The organism is Achromobacter sp. RT286_PF (assembly GCF_059760425.1).
The window spans coordinates 17,174-35,166 of record NZ_JCBAMR010000005.1; the positions used below are offsets into that span (position 1 = coordinate 17,174).

Here is a 17,993-nt window from a genome sequence, read left to right on the forward strand (position 1 = left end):
ATGGGGTCGCCGGCCGCATGGCCGGCGGCAAGGCTCGGTGGCCTTGGCTTGAGGGGTTGGCCTGGTGTTTGGCCTGGTGTTTGGCCTGGTGTTTTGGCTTACCGCCCCTGCGCTTTGCGCCAGGCGGCGAATTTGTCTTTGGTGCCCGGGTCGGTGGGCGGGTACAGGCCCAGGATGGACGCGCCCTGCTGCACCTGGCTGGTCACGAAGTCTTCGAACGCGGTCATTTCCACGGCTTCGACCGAGATTTCATCGGCCAGATGCGCGGGGATCACCACCACGCCTTCGCGGTCGCCCACGACGATGTCGCCCGGCCACACAGCCACGTCGCCGCAACCGATGGGCGCGTTGATGTCCAGCGCCTGGTGCAAAGTCAGGTTGGTAGGCGCCGAGGGGCGCTGGTGATACGCGGCAAAGCCCAGCTCGGCGATTTCAGGCGAATCCCGAAAGCCGCCGTCGGTCACCACGCCGGCCACGCCACGCTTCATCAGCCGCGTCACCAGGATGGAGCCGGCGGACGCGGCGCGCGCGTCCTTGCGGCTGTCCATGACCAGCACCGCGCCTTCCGGGCAGGTCTCAACCGCCACGCGCTGCGGGTGCGAGCGGTCTTCGAACACCTTGATGGTGTTCAGGTCTTCGCGAGCCGGGATGTAGCGCAGCGTGAACGCGGGGCCGACCATGTTGGGCAGGTTGGCGTTCAGCGGACGCACATCCTGGATGAACTGGTTGCGCAGGCCGCGCTTGAACAGCGCCGTGCACAGGGTGGCCGTGCTGATGCCGGACAGGCGGGCACGGGTTTCGGGATTCATTTGGGACACGATGGCTCCGGGCAAAATGCGGAAAACAAAATTGAAATCACAAAATTGAAATCACAAAAATGAATTCGCAAAAATGAAAGGCGATAACGAATCGGCGCGGCGGGCAGTTGCCCGCCGTTGCGCTTAGAAGATCTCGGGCTCCGGCACCGGTGCGCCGAATTCGGTTTCCAGGAAGTCAAAATCGCAGCCGTCGTTGGCTTGCAGGATGTGCTTGGAATACATCCAGCCGTAGCCGCGCTCATAGCGCTTGGGCGGCGGCGTCCAGGCGGCGCGGCGCGCGGCCAGTTCTTCGTCGCTGATGTTCAGGTGGATGCTGCGCGCCGGCACGTCGACGGTGATCAGGTCGCCCGTCTTGACGAAGGCCAGCGGGCCGCCCACGTAGGACTCGGGCGCCGCGTGCAGGATGCAGGCGCCGTAGCTCGTGCCGCTCATGCGTGCGTCAGACAGGCGCAGCATGTCGCGCACGCCCTGCTTGACCAGCTTGGTCGGGATCGGCAGCATGCCCCATTCCGGCATGCCCGGGCCGCCTTGGGGGCCGGCATTGCGCAGGATCATGATGTGTTCGGGCGTGACGTCCAGGTTCTCGTCATCGACCGCCGCCTTCATGCTGGGGTAGTCGTCGAACACCAGCGCGGGGCCGGTGTGCTGCAAGAACTGCGGGGCGCAGGCGCTGGGCTTGATGACGCAGCCGTCCGGCGCAATGTTGCCGCGCAAAACCGCCAGCGCGCCTTCGTCGTAGATGGCGGTGTCCAGCTTGCGGATCACGTCATCGTTATAGACCTCGGCGCCCGCGATGTTCTCGCCCAGCGTCTTGCCCGTCACCGTCATGGCCGACAGGTCCAGGTGCCCTTCCAGGCGCGTCATCAACGCGGGCAGGCCGCCGGCGTAATAGAAGTCTTCCATCAGGTAGGTGTCGCCGCTGGGCCGGATGTTCGCAATGACGGGCACCTTGCGGCTGGCGGCATCAAAGTCCTCCAGGCCGACGGCGTGGCCCGCGCGGCGCGACATGGCCACCAGGTGGATGATGGCGTTGGTCGAGCAGCCCATGGCCATGGCCACGTTGATGGCGTTCTTGAACGACGCCATGTTCAGGATGCGTTGCGGGGTCAGATCGTCCCAGACCATTTCCACCACACGGCGGCCGCATTCGGCGGACATGCGCATGTGGTTCACGTCAGCCGCCGGAATCGACGAAGCGCCCGGCAGCGTCATGCCGATGGCTTCCGCAATGGCCGTCATGGTGCTGGCCGTGCCCATCGTCATGCAGGTGCCGTAGCTGCGCGCGATGCCGCCTTCCACTTCGGTCCACTGTTCTTGCGTGATCTTGCCGGCGCGGCGTTCGTCCCAGAGCTTCCACGCGTCCGAGCCAGATCCCAGGATTTTGCCCTTCCAGTTGCCGCGCAGCATGGGGCCGGCGGGCACGTACACACACGGCAGCCCGGCGCTGATGGCGCCCATCAACAGGCCCGGGGTGGTCTTGTCGCACCCGCCCATCAGCACCGCGCCATCGACCGGGTGGCTGCGCAGCAGCTCTTCGGTTTCCATGGCCAGGAAGTTGCGATACAGCATGGTGGTGGGCTTGACGAACGATTCCGACACCGAGATCGCCGGCAGCTCCACCGGAAAGCCGCCCGCCTGGAACACGCCGCGCTTCACGTCTTCGACGCGCTGCTTGAAGTGGCTGTGACAGGGGTTCAGGTCCGACCAGGTGTTGACGATGGCGATGATGGGCCGGCCGACCCAGTCGTCCGGGCCGTAGCCCATCTGCATCATGCGTGAACGGTGGCCGAACGAACGCAGGTCATCCTTGGCCATCCAGGCGGCGCTGCGCAGACTTTCGTAGGTACGTTTCATGGGGGAATAAAGAAAGGCGTGGTGGGGATGAAGCCATTTAAACACTAATACATTAGTGCGTCAGCTAGGTGGAAACCCGCTACACTGCGGGCTCTACCCCCGTACCCCGCCAGGCCAGCGATGCAAAGCCCCAAGCTAAGACTGGACCGTTCGCGCCACGCGGCGCCCCAGGTCTTCGAACATCTACGCGAACAGATCGTGTCGCTGGAGCTCGCCCCCGGCGCGCCCCTGTCCCGCGTGACGCTGGCCGAAACGTATGGCCTGAGCCAGACGCCGATTCGTGACGCGCTGATGCGGCTGGCGGAAGAGGCGCTGGTGGAGATTTATCCGCAGCACACCACGGTGGTCAGCCGCATCGACATCCCGGCGGCACGCCAGGCGCATTTCCTGCGGCAATCGCTGGAGCTTGAAATCGTGCACATGCTGGCGCAACGGCCCGACCCCATCCTGCACCAGCGCCTGCAAGCCAGCATCGACTTGCAGCACGCCAGCCACGCCAGCGGGCAATACCAGCAGTTCATCAACGCCGATCAGGCGTTTCACCGCGACATGCACACGGCGGCGGGCGTGCACAGCCTGTGGGAACTGGAGCAGCGCTACAGCGGGCACCTGGATCGCTTGCGTCGCCTGCATCTGCCCGAGGCCGGCAAGGCTGAACGCATCATGGACGACCATCAACGCCTGCTGGACGCCATCGTGGCGCAAGACCCGGCCGGCGCGCAGCGCGTGCTGCGCGAGCATCTGTCGGGCACGCTGAGCCAGGTGGCCGAGATCTGCAAGCGGTATCCGGAATACGTGCTGGAGCAATAGCGGGATAGATCGGAGGGGATAGCGCGACGGCCAAACGCGCCTCAGCCTGCCTGCCTGCCTGCCTGCCTGCCTTCCTGCCTTCCTGCCTTCCTGCCTGCCTGCCTTCCTGCCTGCCTTCCTGCCCGTCAGCCTTCCGGCCCGCCAACGCGGCCCGGCCTGCGCCTAGTCCAGCGGATACCGCCGGATGACCGTCTTGCCGTCGCGCTCGGCCAGCGACAACAGGCCGTCGCCGGCCAAGTCCAGCCCGATCAGGCCGGTTTCCACGTCCTGCGGCATTTGAAACGGGCGCCAGGTCTTGCCGTGGTCGCGCGTATAGAAGTACGTCTTGGTGTATTCGTTGAACGACAACAAATGATCGGCGTAGGTCTTGATGACCCACGCGTTGGGGCCAAACCAGGCGTCGCCGATCCAGCTTGGCGTGCCCTGCACGCTGGGCGATACCGCGCGCCGCCGCCATGAGCGATCGGCTTTGTCCAGTTCATAGATGGCGTCGCCCTGGGTCTGAAACACGGCCTGGTCGCGCGTGTACAGGTCGTCCGGCGCTGGCGCGGGCACGGGCGGCACGCCCTGCGTGATGCGAAAGCCGGGCGGTGCGCCGTCCTGGAATTCCACTTCGAAACGCCGCGTCTCCAGCACTTCGTTGCCGTGGGACGCATTCAGGCTGACCCGCGTGCGCCAGCTCCAGCCGACGGCGTGCGTGTCGTCCAGCGGATAGAGCGACCAGTCATAGGCCAATTGGTCGTCGGCGCGCGGGTTGCCGGGCCGTTCGGCGGCTTCGCGGAACGCGCGATCGAACGCGCTGGCGTCGGGCCAGACCTGGTCGTCCAGCCGCGTGGCCGCCCAGTGGCGGGCGCCATCTTCGCTGACCAAGAGGCGCTGCCCGGACTCATGGCGTTCCAGCGCGATGACGCGCTGACCGGTCAGGAATACGGTGTACTGGCGCGAGCCGCCCAGCGTGACATCGGGCGCGTAGGTCCAGGTCTTGCCCAGGTCGTCCGACCGCAGGGTGTCCCAGCCGGAGGGCGACTCGCCCTGCCCGGCCGCCGGCGCAGCGGTCACCAGATACAGCGTGCCGCGGTCGGGCGCGCCGATTACGCTGACGCCGGTATCCCCGCGCACCGACCCCAGCAGCTCGAACACGCCGGTGCCCTGCCCGCCATACATCAGGTTGCGCGTGTCGGCCAGTTGCCAGGGCGGGGGCTGGCGCGCGTCGTAGCCGGGCAGTTGCGCATCCAGCAGCGGCGCGCGTTCCAGGCTGGACAGGTCCTTGGCGCCGACCAGGCGCTGGCCGATCAACAGTTGTCGTTCACCGAACCGTTGCAGCGACACGCGCGAGGACGAGGCCAGCGGCAAGCCGTTAAGTTCGCCGATGACTTCGCTGCGGGTCAACGGCTGGCCCATCGGCACCAACTGGTAGATGCCATAGCCCAAGACCGCCGCGACGGCGATGGCGACGCCGCTGGCAAGCAGTCTAAGGTTCATGGCGACAACACATACTGGGGATGAAGACCAACCATTTGGCCGGTGGCGTTTGGAGAATGGGCGAAACTATAGCGCGTTGCGCAACGTTCTCTATACTGGCGTGACATACTCTTACGCCGCATCGGCCACACACGGAACCCGGACATGATTGCAAGGCTCGCCCCGCTTACCCTAGCCCTGCTCGTTTTCGGGGCAGCCGCCTGGGGGCAGCCCGTAAAAGCCGTCGCGCCGGATGTTTGCGCGGCGGTGACGGTGCGCGAAGGCGATCCGATTCCCGCCGACGCCTGCGCCGTCAACATCGTGCCGCGCGACCTGGGCGTATCCGGCATGACCTTTGGCGGCGACCCGGTCTGGACGCCGCTGGACCCGCAAGCGATGCCCGGTGTGTTCTACGACAGCGCGTCCATCGCGCCCATGTCCGACCGCCCGGTGGTGATGGCGGTGACCGTGGCCTGGTTTTACGCGCAGCCGCGCGTGTCCGAGACCAACGGCCAGCCTTACGCGTCGGTGTCGCAGCCCATCATTTTGAATTGCAGCGCCAACACCTACACCGTCACGCAGACCCAGCACTACGCCGGCAACAACGCCACCGGCGCGCTGGTGGAATCGATACCCGTGGCGGGCATTCACAATGCGCCGGTCGCCCGCGACCCCGTGCAACGCAAGCTGCGCGGCGTGGTCTGCCCGGCGCCGGGCAAGAACGCGCGCAAGTGACAGGCGGCGGGCGCCGACCCCGCCGCGCAGTGGCATCGCTTGCTGCGCCCCTATCCGCGCCCTATCCGCGCCCTGTCCTCGCCCTAGCCACGCCCTACCTGCGCCCTGCCTGCGCTCTATCCGCGCCAGTACCGATACAAGCCGCGCGCCGCCGCGTCCAGCACAAAGCCCAGCACGCCGATCATCAACACCATGGCCATCAGTTCTGAATAGGCCAGCCGGTCACGCGTGTCCAGGATGAAATACCCCATCCCCGCCGACACGCCCAGCATCTCGCACGGCACCAGCACAATCCACAAAATGCCGATGGCCAGGCGCACGCCGGTCAGGATGTGGCCCAGCACGCCGGGCAGGATCACGCTGCGCAAGGTCTCCCAACGCGTGGCCGCCACGCTCTGCGCCAGCTGTAACCAGCGCGGGTCCAGCTGCTGCACGCCGGCCGCCGTATTCAGCACGATGGGCCAGACGGCGGCGAACGTCAGCAGGAAATAGACCGGATCGTCGCCCACGCCGAACACCATCACGGCTATCGGCATCCAGGACAGCGGCGAAATCATGCGCAGGAACTGCATGGCGGGCGACACCGTGGCTTCCAGGCGGCGCCAACTGCCGATGGCCAGCCCCAGCGGCATGCCGATGGCCAGCGCAAACCCCAGGCCCACGCCGATGCGCCGCAGGCTGACCAGGATGTGCATCGGCAGGTCGGACGCCGTCAGCAATTCGGCCAGACTGATGAATGTGGCGCCCGGCGAAAAGCGCCGCGCCATGCCGCCGGCCGGCGACAGCACGTCCGTGCCCAGCCACCACAGCGCCAGCAGCGCAGCCAGGCCGCCCAGGCCCAGTGCGCATCGCGCGCCCAGGCCCAGGGATCCCGCCCCGGCGCGAACCGTCCGCCCGGCCCGCGTCGTGGATGCCACGGACGGCGATTGTGGCGATTGCCCGGTGTGCTCGGTTTGCCCGGTTTGCCCGGTGTGCTCGGTTTGCCCGGTTTGCCCGGTGTGCCCGCTGTGCCCGGTGCGCTCGGTGCGCTCGGTGCGCTCGGTGTGCTCGGTGTGCTCGGTTTGTGCCGGTTGTGCCGGTTGTGCCATACCGTCTACCGCCGCGCCGGCAAGCGATTCCCGTGCCGTCACGCCTGCACCATTTCAGTCCGGCTGTAGGCGTCGGGAAAGCCGAAGCGGCTCAGGCCACCCACGGATTCGATGGCGCGCTTGACGTAGCGGTCGTCCACCAACTCGCGCGCCGCGCGGGCCGGGTCCAGGTCGGCAAGAAAGCCCCGGTCGGCCTCGATCACCGTGTCGCGCAGGCGGCGCACCAGCTCTTCGGTGTAGCTGGGAAAGGGATACGGCTGGAAGTCGATCCGGCGCTCATCCCAATCGGCATGGCGAATGGCACCGCTGGCCAGGTACTGCTCTCGGTCGGACGCGGGCGGTGCCAGCACTTTGGTCAGCGCCGGCAAGGCGTGCGGCGTGTAGCGGTTGATGCCTTCCTTGGACAGCAGTTGCGCCGTCTCGGCCCGATGGTCCCGAATCCACAGCTGCGCCTGCACGATGGCGTCCACCACCTTTTGCGACCACGCCGGCCGCTGTTCCAGGTCACGCTCGTGCATGAACACCACGCAGCACGCGTGGTTGCGCCAGACGTCGCCGGTAAAACGCAGCACCTTGCCCACGCCCAGCGTTTCGGCCAGCGCATTGAACGGCTCGGCCACGATGTAGCCGGCGATGCGGTTCTGCGCCAGCGCGGGCGGCATGTCGGCGGGCGCCATAACGACCAGGTTGACCTCATCGGCACCCGCCGAACCGTCCTTGCGCGCTACCGGCGTCAAGCCGTTTTCGCGCAGCAGGTATTGCAGCATGACGTTGTGGATGGAATACCAGAACGGAATGGCGACGGTCTTGCCGCCCAGTTCCTTGACGCTGTTGACGGCGGGCGCCACGGTCAGGCCGGACCCGCCCACGTGGTTCCATGCCACCACCTTGGCCGGCACCTGGCTGCCAAAGCGCGCCCACACGGTCATGGGCGACAGCAGATGCACCACGTTGACCTGCCCGGAAATAAACGCTTCGATCACCTGCGCCCAACTGCGCAGCAGCGTGGGCTTTTCTGCCTTGACCCCGGCCTTCTCGAACAGGCCATTGTTATGCGCCACCAGCAGCGGCGCGGCGTCGGTAATGGGCAGATAGCCGATGCGCACGGGCGCGTCCGGCTCGGTTTGCGCGCGGGCGTTGAACGCCGACAGCAAGGACGCTGCGCCACCTGCCGTCAGCAGGGCCGATAGTTTCAACCAGTCGCGACGCGACATGTGTTCCAGGCACATCAAATACTCCTTGCTTGGGAATCGGAATCCGGTCAGGCCGGTACAGACGCAACATGACCCGCGCGCAGCGCACTGCGCAAGCGGGTCAGGATTTCAAGGCGCAGCGCGCCCATTTCAGGCAACAGGTCGGCGCGCGGCTGCGGCAGGTCAACCTGCCAGGTGCCCAGGATGCGGCCGGGCGCGCCGCCCAGCAGCACGATGCGGTCGGCCAGCACCAGGGCTTCGTCGATATCGTGGGTGATCAGCACGGCGGCGGTCTGGAAGTCGGCCACCACTTTGCGCAGCAGCAGTTGCATGTCGCCACGCGTGACTTCGTCAAGCGCGCCGAACGGCTCATCAAGCAGCAACACCGACGGCTGGCGCGCCAGGCAACGCGCCAAGGCGGTGCGTTGGGCCATGCCACCGGACAGCTGCGCGGGGCGCAGGTGCCGCGCATGCGACAGACCGACTTCGTCAATGGCCTGGTCCACGCGCGCCCGGCGCTGCGCGTCCGTCAACACCGGTTGATGCTTGAAGTCCAGCCCGAACGCCACATTGCGTTCCAGGGACAGCCACGGCAACAGGCTGGGGTCTTGAAACGCCACCGCCACGCGCGGGTGCACGCCGGTCAGCGGCGCGCCTTCCATGAGCAGCGATCCGGCAGTGGCCCCTTGCAGGCCCGCCAGCACGCGCAGCAGGCTGGATTTGCCCGCGCCGCTGGCGCCCAGCACCGCCACCACTTCGCCGCGCGCCAAGTCCAGGTCGACCGCTTCAAAGACCGGCGCCGGTGCGGCGGGATAGCGCAGGGCCAGGCCGCGCGCCTGCAACACCGGCGGCGCGCCCGCCGTCATACCGCGATCCCGGCCGCTTCGGCCGCCAGCTTGGCCTGGCGCTTGGCCAATTCGGTTTTCAACTGCACCAGGCTAGGCGTGACGATGGGCAGGAAAGCCGCCTCGCGCCACCGCCGGGCAAAGCCCGCACCGGCACTGGTCAGATACGCTGCGCCGCCGCTGGCTTGCAGTTCCAGTTGCACCGCCTGCTGCGCGGCCTCGGCCAGCGCGATGCGGATCTCGAACAACGCCCAGGGCTCGGTTACGAAACGCCCGCTGCGCACCCCATCGATCAGGCTTGCGCTTAGGGCTTGCACCTGCGCGCGCAACGCCGCCAGGGGTTCGCCCAGGATGCCCCGCGACGCCTGCCCCTGCCCGCTTTGGGCCGCCGCCTGCAAGGCGCGCCGTGCCAGGCCGATAGACAAGCCGCATTGCAGCCCCGCAAAAGCCGGCCGGGCACCGGGCAGATATTGGCGCGCGTCAGGGTGGATCAGCCACTCCGGATCGATGCGCACGCCCTGCACCTCCAACGCCGCCGTATTGCTGGACTGCAAGGCCATCAGCGAAAGGTCCGGGCTGCGCACCAGCCCCGCGATATCGTGCGGCAACGCCACCACGGCCGGCGTGCCGTCGGGTGCGCTGACGGCGGCCGCCACCAGAAAGCCCTGGGGCCGCAGATTCGTCACCCACGGCATGCGGCCGTCCAGCACCCAGGCGCCCTCGGATTCGCGCGCGCTGATTTGCAGCGATTCGATGCCCGACAAGAACTTCATCGCGTTCGACAGCGCGGTGGCGCCCGCTTGTTCGCCCGACAACAGCGCGGGCAACCAACGTTGCGCCAAGCCCGCGTTCGGGCTGCGCAACAGGTATTCGATAAAGACACGCTGGCCCCACGCCACGAAGGCGCTGGCAACCGAATACTCGGCCACTTGCGACACGGCTTCGATGGCGTCACCAATGTCCGTACCGGCCAGCCCGCCCTGCGCTTGCGGCACGCCGATACGAAAGATGCCGGCCCGCGCCAGCCTGGGCAGCACAGTGGCGGCGTCCTGCGTGCCGTCGTCCAGCGCGTCGGCATGGTCGGCCAGCCACGCTGCCAGATCGTCAGGCAGGCGCAGGCCTGCGTCGGGGTTCAAGGCTTGCGCCGCCATCACGCGCCGCTCCAGGCGTAGTCACGCAGCTGTTCGTTCAGCGGGGTCTGCGCCAGGTTATTGCCAAAGTTGCAGATGGTGGCCAGCCCCACGCCCACAATCACTTCCAGCGCGTTGCCGTCCGTATAGCCGGCATCGCGCAGCGCTTGCAGTGCGTCGTCGCTGACGCGCCCGCGGGTGTCGATCACGGCTTCGGTGAACGCCGCCAGCGCTTGCAGGCGTTGGTCGGGCAGCACGCCTTGCGCACGCAGCGCATCGACAACCTCGGGCGACAAGCGCGCCTTGTTGCGGGCGATGGCGGTGTGGCCCGCCACGCAGAACGTGCAGCCGTGACGCGTGCCCGCCACCAGTTGCACCACCTCGCGTTCCTGCAAGCTAAGGCCGGCGCGCGCGTTCAATTGCGACAGGGTTTGATAGGCTTCCAGCGCCACCGGCGCATTGGCCAGCACGCCCAGCAGATTGGACAGGTATCCCGCGCCCTGCTCCGCGGCGGCCAGCGCGGCGCGCGTGGATTCGGGAGCGCTTTGCGCGGTATGGACGGGCAAACGGGCCATATGAATCTCCTGGGTGTCGTTCAAGACAAGGTTGAAAACAATATTGTGCGGGCGCCCGGCCACAAGCGACAATGCGCGATGATCGCAACTTGATGCTAGATCTTATCGACTTTCAGCTATGCGCTTATAACCAGCCGAAACTGCGACGGTCACTGGACCAGATCAGTTGCGAGTTACCGTCACCAGCACCGTCCCCAAGCTCCGCCCCCACCTTCGCCACCGCCACGCCTGCCCATCTTGCCCAACGACGCCTCCCCTACCGATCAAGCCGCCGTCGACGCGCTGCTTCTGTCCAGCCTGGAAGTGCAATCCAGCTTGTATCACCTGGGCCAGTATTGCGGCAATTGGTCCGCCAGCACCAGCGGCCGCGCGCGCGCCAGCTTTCATCTGATTTTGCATGGCCGCTGCCGCGTTGCACTGCATGACGGCCAGGGCGCCGAGCTGGACACGCTGACGCTTGCCGCCGGCGACGGCATATTTTTCCTGCGGGATATTCCGCATGCGCTGACGCCGCTTGATGCCGTGGCGCCCGGCACCGCGCTGTGCCGCGCCATGGAGCCGCTGCTGCCCCGGCAGGCCGACGGCACGGGTCTGGCCTGCGGCTTTTTCCAATTCCGGCCGGGGCTGGCCGACCTGTTGGCCGACACCCTGCCCGACTACCTGGTGCTGCGCGCCCAGGACGAGCGCTTTCGCACGGCGCGCGGCGTGTTCGACCTGATCCTGGCCGAAACCGCCGACATCGCGCCCACGCCGGGCGGCTCGCCCGTGGTGCTGGAACGGCTGACCGATCTGCTGATCTTCTTCATGCTGCGCCATCTGGCCGTGCATGATCGCCAGGCCTACGGGCTGTTCGTGCTGGCGCGCGACCCCGCCATGGCCAGCCTGCTGCAAGCCATCCTGGCGCAGCCCGCCGCGCCCTGGAGCATGCAGGACATGGCCGACCGCCTGCATATGTCCAAGGCCACGTTTCACAGACGCTTCACGCTGCAAAGCGGCACCACACCCGCCCAGCTGCTGCAATTGCTGCGCATGCGCGTGGCGCGCCGGTATCTGAGCCAGGGCATGGGCATACAGGATGCGGCGGAGCGTGTGGGCTATCGATCGCAGGCGGCGTTCAGCCGGGTGTTTCAGCGCACCGAGGGCGTTGCGCCCTCGGCCCTGCGCAAGCGTCCGCCGGGCGGCGCTTAAACCTGCGCCAACGCTTGTTCCAGATCGGCGATCAGGTCGTCGATGTGTTCGATGCCGATGGACAAGCGCACCGTTTCTTCGCGCACGCCTGCCTTTTGCAGCTCTTCGGGATTCAGCTGCCGGTGCGTGGTGGATGCCGGGTGGGTCGCCAGCGACTTGGAATCACCGATGTTGACCAGGCGCGTGAACAGTTGCAGCGCGTCCTGGAAGCGCGCGCCCGCGTCGCGGCCGCCCTTCACGCCGAAGGTGAACAGGCCCGGCACCTTGCCGCCCAGGTACTTCTGCGCCAGCGCGTGGTCGGGGTGGTCCGGCAGGCCCGCGTAGTTCACCCATTCCACCTTCGGATGTTCACGCAGGAAGTTCGCCACCTTGACCGCGTTTTCAACGATACGGTCCACGCGCAGCGCCAGCGTTTCGATGCCTTGCAAAATCTGGAACGAGTTGAACGGCGAGATCGCCGCGCCCGTGTTGCGCAGCGGCACGACGCGCGCGCGGCCGATGTAGGCGGCCGGCCCGAATGCTTCGGTGTAGACCACGCCGTGGTAGCTCACGTCCGGTTCGTTCAGGCGCTTGAAGCGCGCCTTGTGCTCGGCCCACGGGAATTTGCCGGAATCAATGATGGCGCCGCCCAGGCTGGTGCCGTGGCCGCCCAGGTACTTGGTCAGCGATTGCACCACGATGTCGGCGCCGTGTTCGATGGGGCGCAGCAGGTATGGCGACGGCACGGTGTTGTCCACGATCAGCGGCAGGCCATGGCGGTGCGCGATGTCGGCCAGCGCGGCGATGTCGGTGATGTTGCCCAGCGGGTTGCCGACCGATTCCGCGAAGATGGCCTTGGTGCGGTCATCGATCTGCGCTTCGAAGGCGGCCAGGTCGCTGGGGTTGGCAAAGCGCGTGGTGATGCCGTATTGCGGCAGCGTGTGCGCGAACAGGTTGTAGGTGCCGCCATACAGCGTGCTGGACGAAATGATGTTGTCGCCCGCTTCCGCGATGGTCAGGATGGCGTAGGTCACGGCCGACTGGCCCGAGGCCAGCGCCAGCGCGGCAATGCCGCCTTCCAGGGCCGCCACGCGCTGCTCCAGCACGTCGGTCGTGGGGTTCATGATGCGGGTATAGATGTTGCCCGGCACCTTCAGGTCAAACAGGTCGGCGCCATGCTGCGTGTCATCGAACGCGTAGGCAACCGTTTGATAGATGGGCACGGCGACGGCGCGCGTGGTCGGGTCGGGGCGGTAGCCGCCATGCACGGCCACGGTTTCCAGGCGCCAGTTGGGCTTCTTTGGTTCAGTCATGTGTCTCTCCAGGAATGTCGTTGATTCGAGTTTGCGGATCAGGCCGCCAGGGCGCGCGTGGCGCTCAGGATACGGTCGATGTCCGCGTGATTGTTATAGGCGCCGACGGACAAGCGCACGTAACCATACTCCACCACGCTGGCCACCACACCGGCGCGCGTCAAATGCGCCAGCGCGCCGGCCGGGTCGGCCACGCGCAACGCCGTTGTGGTGCTGCGCAATTCGGGGTCGGACGGCGATACCACGGCCACCCCCTGCGCCCGCAAGCCGTCGTGCAGGGCGTGCGACAGTTCCAGTACCCAGGGTTCGATGCGATCCGGGCCGGCGCCTTCGATCAGATCCAGCGCGCACGCCCAACCCGCGATGCCCGGGTAGTTGAGGTTGCCCGTTTCCAGACGGCGCGCGTCGCCCGCATCCGCCACGCCCACCTGCCATTGCAGGCCCGACTTGTCCAAGGTAGTGACGCCCGATGGCCCCACGTAAAGCGGGTCCAGCGCGTCCAGCAATTTTTCCGACACATGCAAGAGGCCCACGCCCAGCGGACCCAGCATGCCCTTGTGCGCGCCGCTGGCGAAGGCATCCACCTGCCATTCGTCTACCCGCGCGCGCAGCAGCCCTGCCCCCTGGATGCCATCGACCACCAGCCAGATGCCGCGCTGCGCGCAGCGGCGGCCCAGCTCGGCAATGTCGGTACGCAGGCCGGTGCCGTACTGCACCCATGACACCGCGATCAGACGGGTGCGCGCATCCACGTGCTGCCATAAATCGTCCACCGTATAGCGATGCGACGTCGCCGCCGCCACGCGCACCTGCACGCCGTGGCGGCGCAGGTTCAACCACGGCAAGGCATTGGTGGGATGTTCCTGATCATCCACGACCAGGTTGTCGCCGGGTTGCCAGGGCAGGCCCTGCGCCACGGTGTTCAAGCCTTCGGTGGTGTTCTTGGTGAAGGCCAGCCGCCGGGCGTCGCCGCCGATCAGACGTGCCAGGCGCACGCGCAACGCATCGGCATCGCGCAGCCATTGCGGCTTGTCGCTGCGGGCATGGGTGATGCCCTCAAAAAACTGTGCCACCGCATCGGCCACCTTGGGCGACAGCGGGCTGGTGTAGGCGATGTTGGCGTAGGCCTTGTCACGCGTGATGGGAAATAACTGCCTGAATTCGTCCTGCCAGCTCATGCGCGGCCTTCCTGTGGATTGCAACTTGGTATGGCCGAATTCTAGGGACCCGATGCGCATCTGGATAAGGCTTAGTTCTTATATTGATATGACGATACAGTCGCTCGGATATTGCGGGCGCGCCCCTAGAATTCATGCCTTTCTTGCATACACACGATACGGGAACGGCATGCGATTGATTCAACTCTGGAAGGCGGCGGGCGTGGCGGTGGCGCTGGCCGCGGGCGTGGCGCAGGCAGGCACCGTCGATACCATCAAGAAGCGCGGCGAACTGGTTTGCGGCGTCAGCCAAGGGTCGGCCGGCTTGTCGATTGCGAACAAGGACGGCCGCTGGACCGGCCTGGACGCCGACCTGTGCCGCGCGCTGGCCGCCGCCGTGCTGGGCGACGCGAACAAAACCCGCTTCGTGCCCTTGAGTTCGCAGCAGCGCTTTCCCGCGCTACAGTCCGGCGAAATCGACGTACTGAACCGCAACACCACCATCACGTCCAGCCGTGACGCGGGCCTGGGCATTGCGTCGGCCGGCATCGTGTTCTACGACGGCCAGGGTTTTCTGGTGCCGCGCAAGCTGGGCGTCAAAAGCGCCACCGAGCTTGAAGGCGCGCAGGTTTGCGTGCAACCGGGCACCGTCAATGAACAGAACCTGGTCGATTACTTCAAGAAGAACAAGCTGACGTATCGGCCCGTGGTGATTGAAAACCTGGTCGAACTGGAACAGGCGTTCTACGCCGGGCGCTGCGACGTGTACCTGTCGGACGCGTCCACGCTGGCCGCCAGCCGCGCGGCGCGCGCCGCCAAACCGGACGACTTCGTCATCCTGCCCGAACGCATCAACAAGTCGCCGCTTGGCCCCTTCGTTCGGCAGGACGATCCCAACTGGGCCGCCATTGTGCGGTGGACGGTCAACGCGCTGGTGGCCGCCGAAGAGCTGGGGGTGACGTCGGCCAATGCCGACGCCCAATCGCAAAGCACCGACGCACAGGTACGCCGCCTGCTGGGCGTGGACCCGGGCATCGGCAAAAGCTTCGGCCTGGACGAAAGCTGGGCCAAGAACGCCATCAAGGCCGTGGGCAATTACGGCGAAGTGTGGGACCGCAACCTGGGCGCGAACACCCCGCTGAAACTGGACCGTGGCCTGAATGCGCAATGGAACAAGGGCGGCCTGCTGTATTCGCCGCCATTCCAATGAAGCGCTAAGGACTGAACGCGGCTGGCGGGCCATGGGCCCGCCTTTTGCATGGGCAAGACTTCAATGACTGCAACCACACTTCCCTTTGCGCCACCCGGCTTCCTGCGCCGCTGGCTGCCCACGCTGGCATGGACGCTGGTGCTGGGCGGCATGGCCGCCGTGTTGCTGGCGCACATCGAAGGGGTACAGGCCGCGCGCGGGGTGCAAGGCGGATTCGGCTTCCTGCTTCAGCCGTCGGGCTTTCGCATTTCGGAAAGCCTGTTGAGCGTCACGCCTGACGATCCTTACTGGATGTCGATCGCAGCGGGCCTGGTCAACACGCTGACCGTTGCCGTCCTGGCGATTGCGCTGGCCACGTTGCTGGGCATCGCGCTGGGCTTGATGCGGCTATCGGCAAACGCCTTGGCGGCGCGCGCCGCAGCCGCCATCATTGCCCCGCTGCGCAACACGCCGGTGTTACTGCAATTGTTCGTCTGGTATGGGCTGCTGTTGCGGCTGCCGGATGCCCGGCAAGCCTGGTCGCCGTTGCCATCCGTATTGCTGTCCAATCGGGGCTTGGCCCTGCCTGCCTTGCATGGCTGCTTGCCGTATGCCGCCGTGGTGATGGCCGCGTTGGCGCTGGCCGCCTGGGCGCGACGCCGCGCCTGCCCGCGCGCGGTGTATGCGGCGTTGGCCGCCGCCGTCCTGTTCGCTTGGGCGTTGCTGCCCGCCGTGCAGATTGACTTGCCGGTCAAGCGTGGCTTGGGGCTGCATGGCGGCTGGCAACCCAGCATCGAGTTCGTGGCGCTGCTGATCGGGCTGGTGGTGTTTCACGCCGCCTACATCGCCGACATCGTGCGCGCCGCCGTGCGCGCGGTGCCACTGGGGCTGGTGGAAGCCGGCCAGGCCATGGGCTTGACGCCGCGCGCCGTGATGCAGCGGGTGATTGCGCCCTATGCCGTGCGGGTGGCGCTGCCGCCTTACGCCAACCAATGCCTGGCGCTGATCAAGAACAGCACCTTGGCCATTGCCATCGGTTACCAGGAATTGATGGCCGTCATCAATACCGCTATCACGCAGACGGGGCTGGCGCTGGAAGGCATTGCGCTGGCGCTGGCCATTTACCTGAGCCTGGCGCTGCTGGTGGGCGGCGGCCTGTCGGCCTGGAATACGCGCCACGCACGGCATGGTCCGGGCGACACGCACGGGCCGCGCCTGGGTGACCGACCCCGCTGGAACGCCACGGACGGCCACCGACGCAGGCGCGGCAAGCTTGGCCAGGTCGCGCTGAACGGGCTGACGGCGTCCGCAACACAACAAGCCTTGGCATCGGCACTCACCGCGCCATTGACCTTGGCAACAAGGGCGACGTACGCCTCGGCAATCAAGGCGGCATTGATCGTCGGATTCCGGCTTGCCATGACGGTGGCAATCACACTGGCGCTTGCGATGGCGGCGTGGGCGTTGCTGGACTGGGCCGTGCTGGGCGCGGTATGGCATGGCGAGCCCGAAGCCTGCGCGCGCGCCGCCGGCGCATGCTGGGCGGCCGTGGGCGAGAACCTGCCGCTGCTGGTCTTTGGCACGATGGCTCCGGGCGACCGGGGCCCGGCGCTGGTCGCCTGCGCGGCACTGGTCGCAGGCATCGCGTTAACGCTGGGCGCAGGCGGCCTGGCCGCGCGCCGGCGCCGGGTCGGGTCGGTGCCGGGGCGCCTGCTGGGCTCGCTCGCCGCGTTGCAGCCGAGGTGGACGCCAGGTTCGCTGCCGGCGTTGCTGCCGAAGTGGCTGCCGAAGTTGCCGCCGAAGTGGCTGCCGAAGTTGCTGCCGAAGTGGCTGCCGAAGTTGCTGCCGAAGTTGCCGCCGAAGTGGCTGCCGAAGTTTCTGCCCAAGCTGCTACCCAAGCTGCCACCGAAGTTCCTGCCGGCACTGCTGCCTGGATTACTTCTGACGCTGCTGGTCATCGCGGTTTCCGCCTTGTCCGGGTGGCCCTGGGGCGGCACGCCAATCGGGCCGCAACGCTGGGGCGGCTTGCTGGTCACGTTGATCCTGGCCATTGCCGCGCTGGCCGCCGCCGTGCCGCTGGCCTTTGCGCTGGCGCTGCTGCGCCGGTCCGGCAGCCGGGCCGGGTCGATGGCGGCAGCCGGCCTGATCGAAGCGGTGCGCGGCGTGCCGCTGGTGACCCAACTATTGTTCGCCTCGTTCGTGTTGCCCATGCTGTTAGGCGGCAACGTGTCCAAGTTCAGCATGGCGTTGGCCGCGCTGACCCTGCATACGGCGTGTCTGTTGGCCGAGGTGCTGCGCGGCGCATTGCAAGCGATTCCGCCCGGCCAGATGATGGCGGCGCGCGCCCTGGGCATGCGGCCGTTCACGGCCTATGCCACGGTGATCTGGCCACAAGCCCGCCGCATCGCCGCGCCGGCCGCCTTGGGCGTGTTCGTGGGCGCGGTAAAAGACACCTCGCTGGTCAGCATCATCGGCGTCTTCGACGTATTGGGCGCGGCCAAGGCGGTGGTCGCGGGCACCGACTGGCGGCCCTATCACGTTGAGGTCTACCTGGCGGTGGCGCTGCTGTATTTCGGCGCCAGCCTGGCGCTGTCACGCGTGGCCCGGCGCATGGAAACGCGCGCGGGTTAGCGCCTTCGGTAACCGCGCTGGGCAGGC

The 17,993-nt window shown here is 67.0% G+C and carries 15 protein-coding genes; 5 read left to right on the top strand and 10 right to left on the bottom strand.

The window, feature by feature from the left end:
• Nucleotides 1-98 precede the first annotated feature (98 nt).
• Nucleotides 99-809 (bottom strand): ribonuclease activity regulator RraA, encoded by a 711-nt coding sequence (locus tag AC6LJY_RS06370; protein ID WP_104145808.1) that lies wholly within the window; start codon nucleotides 807-809, stop codon nucleotides 99-101.
• Between the two features lie 132 nt (nucleotides 810-941).
• Nucleotides 942-2,672, bottom strand: coding sequence for an L-arabinonate dehydratase (araD, locus tag AC6LJY_RS06375; RefSeq protein ID WP_498135521.1), 1,731 nt, complete (start codon nucleotides 2,670-2,672; stop codon nucleotides 942-944).
• Nucleotides 2,673-2,792: 120 nt separating this feature from the next.
• Between araD and AC6LJY_RS06380 the strand changes: the two genes are divergently transcribed.
• Complete coding sequence (locus tag AC6LJY_RS06380; RefSeq protein WP_046806730.1) at nucleotides 2,793-3,482, top strand: GntR family transcriptional regulator; 690 nt, start codon at nucleotides 2,793-2,795, stop codon at nucleotides 3,480-3,482.
• A gap of 162 nt (nucleotides 3,483-3,644) precedes the next feature.
• Here AC6LJY_RS06380 and AC6LJY_RS06385 read toward each other — a convergent pair whose 3' ends face one another.
• Complete coding sequence (locus tag AC6LJY_RS06385; RefSeq protein ID WP_498135522.1) at nucleotides 3,645-4,964, bottom strand: hypothetical protein; 1,320 nt, start codon at nucleotides 4,962-4,964, stop codon at nucleotides 3,645-3,647.
• Nucleotides 4,965-5,108: 144 nt separating this feature from the next.
• Between AC6LJY_RS06385 and AC6LJY_RS06390 the strand changes: the two genes are divergently transcribed.
• Complete coding sequence (locus AC6LJY_RS06390) at nucleotides 5,109-5,678, top strand: surface-adhesin E family protein (protein ID WP_498135523.1); 570 nt, start codon at nucleotides 5,109-5,111, stop codon at nucleotides 5,676-5,678.
• Between the two features lie 116 nt (nucleotides 5,679-5,794).
• Here AC6LJY_RS06390 and AC6LJY_RS06395 read toward each other — a convergent pair whose 3' ends face one another.
• The 5 genes from AC6LJY_RS06395 to AC6LJY_RS06415 all read right to left on the bottom strand — a co-directional run bounded on the left by AC6LJY_RS06395 (nucleotide 5,795) and on the right by AC6LJY_RS06415 (nucleotide 10,509).
• Nucleotides 5,795-6,544 carry an ABC transporter permease gene (locus AC6LJY_RS06395; RefSeq protein WP_498135621.1) on the bottom strand — a complete coding sequence of 250 codons (750 nt, stop codon included), beginning with the start codon at nucleotides 6,542-6,544 and terminating at the stop codon, nucleotides 5,795-5,797.
• Between the two features lie 260 nt (nucleotides 6,545-6,804).
• On the bottom strand, nucleotides 6,805-7,995 hold the full coding sequence (locus tag AC6LJY_RS06400) for an ABC transporter substrate-binding protein (RefSeq protein ID WP_498135524.1): 1,191 nt from the start codon (nucleotides 7,993-7,995) through the stop codon (nucleotides 6,805-6,807).
• A gap of 32 nt (nucleotides 7,996-8,027) precedes the next feature.
• Nucleotides 8,028-8,825 carry an ABC transporter ATP-binding protein gene (locus tag AC6LJY_RS06405; RefSeq protein WP_498135525.1) on the bottom strand — a complete coding sequence of 266 codons (798 nt, stop codon included), beginning with the start codon at nucleotides 8,823-8,825 and terminating at the stop codon, nucleotides 8,028-8,030.
• Nucleotides 8,822-9,955, bottom strand: a complete 1,134-nt coding sequence (locus tag AC6LJY_RS06410; protein WP_314363977.1) for an acyl-CoA dehydrogenase family protein — start codon at nucleotides 9,953-9,955, stop codon at nucleotides 8,822-8,824. Before AC6LJY_RS06410 ends, AC6LJY_RS06405 begins: the two co-directional genes overlap by 4 nt.
• Entirely contained in the window at nucleotides 9,955-10,509 is a 555-nt protein-coding gene (locus tag AC6LJY_RS06415) for a carboxymuconolactone decarboxylase family protein (protein ID WP_046806746.1), read from the bottom strand. The genes AC6LJY_RS06410 and AC6LJY_RS06415 overlap by 1 nt, the downstream gene beginning before the upstream one ends.
• A 237-nt stretch (nucleotides 10,510-10,746) precedes the next feature.
• On the opposite strand from AC6LJY_RS06415, the gene AC6LJY_RS06420 reads away from it, so the two are divergent.
• Nucleotides 10,747-11,697 carry an AraC family transcriptional regulator gene (locus AC6LJY_RS06420; RefSeq protein WP_498135526.1) on the top strand — a complete coding sequence of 317 codons (951 nt, stop codon included), beginning with the start codon at nucleotides 10,747-10,749 and terminating at the stop codon, nucleotides 11,695-11,697.
• Here AC6LJY_RS06420 and AC6LJY_RS06425 read toward each other — a convergent pair.
• Both AC6LJY_RS06425 and AC6LJY_RS06430 read right to left on the bottom strand, forming a co-directional pair.
• A complete protein-coding gene (locus AC6LJY_RS06425) occupies nucleotides 11,694-12,989 on the bottom strand; it encodes an O-acetylhomoserine aminocarboxypropyltransferase/cysteine synthase family protein (RefSeq protein ID WP_314363972.1) in 1,296 nt (431 codons plus the stop codon). The two genes, AC6LJY_RS06420 and AC6LJY_RS06425, sit on opposite strands and share 4 nt — an antisense overlap.
• A 38-nt stretch (nucleotides 12,990-13,027) precedes the next feature.
• The gene (locus AC6LJY_RS06430; protein WP_498135527.1) at nucleotides 13,028-14,167 is read right to left on the bottom strand and encodes an aminotransferase class V-fold PLP-dependent enzyme; all 1,140 of its coding nucleotides are present in this window, start codon (nucleotides 14,165-14,167) and stop codon (nucleotides 13,028-13,030) included.
• A gap of 169 nt (nucleotides 14,168-14,336) precedes the next feature.
• On the opposite strand from AC6LJY_RS06430, the gene AC6LJY_RS06435 reads away from it, so the two are divergent.
• Together AC6LJY_RS06435 and AC6LJY_RS06440 are read left to right on the top strand one after the other, a co-directional pair.
• Nucleotides 14,337-15,356, top strand: a complete 1,020-nt coding sequence (locus tag AC6LJY_RS06435) for an amino acid ABC transporter substrate-binding protein (protein WP_498135528.1) — start codon at nucleotides 14,337-14,339, stop codon at nucleotides 15,354-15,356.
• A gap of 63 nt (nucleotides 15,357-15,419) precedes the next feature.
• Entirely contained in the window at nucleotides 15,420-17,966 is a 2,547-nt protein-coding gene (locus AC6LJY_RS06440) for an ABC transporter permease subunit (protein ID WP_498135529.1), read from the top strand.
• The last annotated feature ends 27 nt before the right edge of the window (nucleotides 17,967-17,993 follow it).

Coding starts and splice junctions, on each gene's coding strand:
- AC6LJY_RS06370 (WP_104145808.1), bottom strand. CDS start 809: ATGAATCCCGAAACCCGTGCCCGCCTGTCCGGCATCAGCACGGCCACC.
- araD (WP_498135521.1), bottom strand. CDS start 2,672: ATGAAACGTACCTACGAAAGTCTGCGCAGCGCCGCCTGGATGGCCAAG.
- AC6LJY_RS06380 (WP_046806730.1), top strand. CDS start 2,793: ATGCAAAGCCCCAAGCTAAGACTGGACCGTTCGCGCCACGCGGCGCCC.
- AC6LJY_RS06385 (WP_498135522.1), bottom strand. CDS start 4,964: ATGAACCTTAGACTGCTTGCCAGCGGCGTCGCCATCGCCGTCGCGGCG.
- AC6LJY_RS06390 (WP_498135523.1), top strand. CDS start 5,109: ATGATTGCAAGGCTCGCCCCGCTTACCCTAGCCCTGCTCGTTTTCGGG.
- AC6LJY_RS06400 (WP_498135524.1), bottom strand. CDS start 7,995: ATGTGCCTGGAACACATGTCGCGTCGCGACTGGTTGAAACTATCGGCC.
- AC6LJY_RS06405 (WP_498135525.1), bottom strand. CDS start 8,825: ATGACGGCGGGCGCGCCGCCGGTGTTGCAGGCGCGCGGCCTGGCCCTG.
- AC6LJY_RS06410 (WP_314363977.1), bottom strand. CDS start 9,955: ATGGCGGCGCAAGCCTTGAACCCCGACGCAGGCCTGCGCCTGCCTGAC.
- AC6LJY_RS06415 (WP_046806746.1), bottom strand. CDS start 10,509: ATGGCCCGTTTGCCCGTCCATACCGCGCAAAGCGCTCCCGAATCCACG.
- AC6LJY_RS06425 (WP_314363972.1), bottom strand. CDS start 12,989: ATGACTGAACCAAAGAAGCCCAACTGGCGCCTGGAAACCGTGGCCGTG.
- AC6LJY_RS06430 (WP_498135527.1), bottom strand. CDS start 14,167: ATGAGCTGGCAGGACGAATTCAGGCAGTTATTTCCCATCACGCGTGAC.
- AC6LJY_RS06435 (WP_498135528.1), top strand. CDS start 14,337: ATGCGATTGATTCAACTCTGGAAGGCGGCGGGCGTGGCGGTGGCGCTG.
- AC6LJY_RS06440 (WP_498135529.1), top strand. CDS start 15,420: ATGACTGCAACCACACTTCCCTTTGCGCCACCCGGCTTCCTGCGCCGC.